The sequence below is a fragment of the Streptomyces sp. NPDC058086 genome (assembly GCF_042885015.1).
Classification (GTDB): Bacteria; Actinomycetota; Actinomycetes; order Streptomycetales; family Streptomycetaceae; genus Streptomyces.
Genome location: NZ_JBHVST010000292.1, coordinates 1 through 1530 on the forward strand (window position 1 = coordinate 1; position 1530 = coordinate 1530).

Below are 1530 nucleotides of genomic sequence, written 5' to 3' on the forward strand. Positions count from 1 at the left end.
GCTGCGGTGGTTCGGTCGCCGCAGCGACCGGAGAGTCGCTCGGTCGCTCGCCCGCGTGTGCGTGCTACCAGGGCAAACGGGCCTTCCGACGTCCGTAGCGACTCAAGCGACTCAAAGTTCGGGTATATGAAGCCATTTCGCGTGTGCAGGTGTGCGTCATATACAGGTGGGTCGAGTCGCTTCAGTCGCTGTCGGGCATCGGCAACCCCTCCGAACTGCCGCTATGTCGATTCAGAGGTACAGCGACTCACGAGGTTCGGTCGCTGTGGAATTCGTACGAGCGAGTAGAGGCTTCTTCGGCCTCGATACGGTGCAAGATTCGGGAAGAGGAAGCTCCGCACAGGCCGGATGTTTTCGCTAATCTGTGTTGGTCGTTGGGTCGCTTCAGTCGCTACGGGGGAACGGTGTATGGCTCCTGAGCTGCGCGTTCTGGGATTCTCCACCGCACGCCCGGGATCCGTCCTCCCGGCTGGGCCGCGGTCTGTGGACGTTGCCCGGTGGTGTGCGGAGCAGGGTTGGCCGGTTCATCCGTTGGCGGCCGGCCGCAAGACTCCGGCGGGCAACTGCGAGGCCTGCCGGGCTCCCGGTCACGCCTACTCGGGCTGTCCATGCCCGGCAGAAGGGCGTTGGTGCCACGGTTTCCGGGCCGCCACCCGTGACGTCGAGAGAATCGTGCGGTGGTGGGGGAGCGCCCCGGAGTCAGGGGTGGGGGTCTCGTGCGGTCCAGCGGGGCTGGTGGTCATCGACATCGACGCCCACGGGCAGGAGCTTCCCGAGCGCGACCGTCTGCTGCCGGGCATCCCCATCCCGGGGCAGGTGGACCTGACGGGCCTCGCGAACGGCTACCACACGCTGGCTGTTCTGGCGGCCCTGCGGGGCGCTCCCGACCCGGCCGCCGACGAGGGCACCCTGCGGGTGCGGACCCCGTCAGGCGGCCTCCACGTCTGGTACCGGGCACCGGACGCCCGTCCGTGGCAGAGTTCTTCGGGGTCGGGTGGCGGGCGTGCGCTGGCCTGGCAGGTGGATGTGCGCGCCCATGGCGGGTACATCATCGCGCCGGGGACGCGGACCCGGGCGGGGGCCTACAGGGTTTTGGGCTCGTGCACCAGGCCTGCGGTGCTGCCGGCCTGGCTGGCCGAGGAGCTTGAGCGTACGGGCCACCTGCCCCGGGACCGGCCGCCCGGGCCCCGCCCCGTGCCGCCCAGAGCGCTCCAGGCGGTCGTCGAGGCGGGCGGCGGCAGGCAGGGGGCCTTCAGCGTGCTCGGCTCGGTGCTGGCCGAGGTGAGCGCCTGCGCGGCGCATGCCGAGGGCGCCGGTTTCTCGGAGAAGCTCAACCGGGCCTCGTACACCGCGGGCGGACTCGTCACCGCCGGGTTCCTCACCCGTGAGCAGGCGGAGCAGATCCTTCAGGACGCCGCGGCCGGGGCCCGCCCGGAGCAGGGCAGGAGGGCGGCCGGGATCATCCGCAGCGGGATGTCCGCCGGTGCGCGCCGGCCGCTGTACCCGGGGAGAGAGGGATGACCCCCGGAG

Annotated in this window: 1 protein-coding gene; it reads left to right on the top strand. The window is 70.8% G+C overall.

Annotated features, from left to right (window positions below; genetic code table 11):
• Positions 1-408 precede the first annotated feature (408 nt).
• On the top strand, positions 409-1521 hold the full coding sequence (locus tag ACFVWD_RS58325) for a bifunctional DNA primase/polymerase (RefSeq protein ID WP_389607305.1): 1113 nt from the start codon (positions 409-411) through the stop codon (positions 1519-1521).
• Positions 1522-1530 lie beyond the last annotated feature (9 nt).

Excerpts from the sequence above, each read along its gene's own strand:
- ACFVWD_RS58325 (WP_389607305.1), top strand. The coding sequence starts at position 409 with ATGGCTCCTGAGCTGCGCGTTCTGGGATTCTCCACCGCACGCCCGGGA.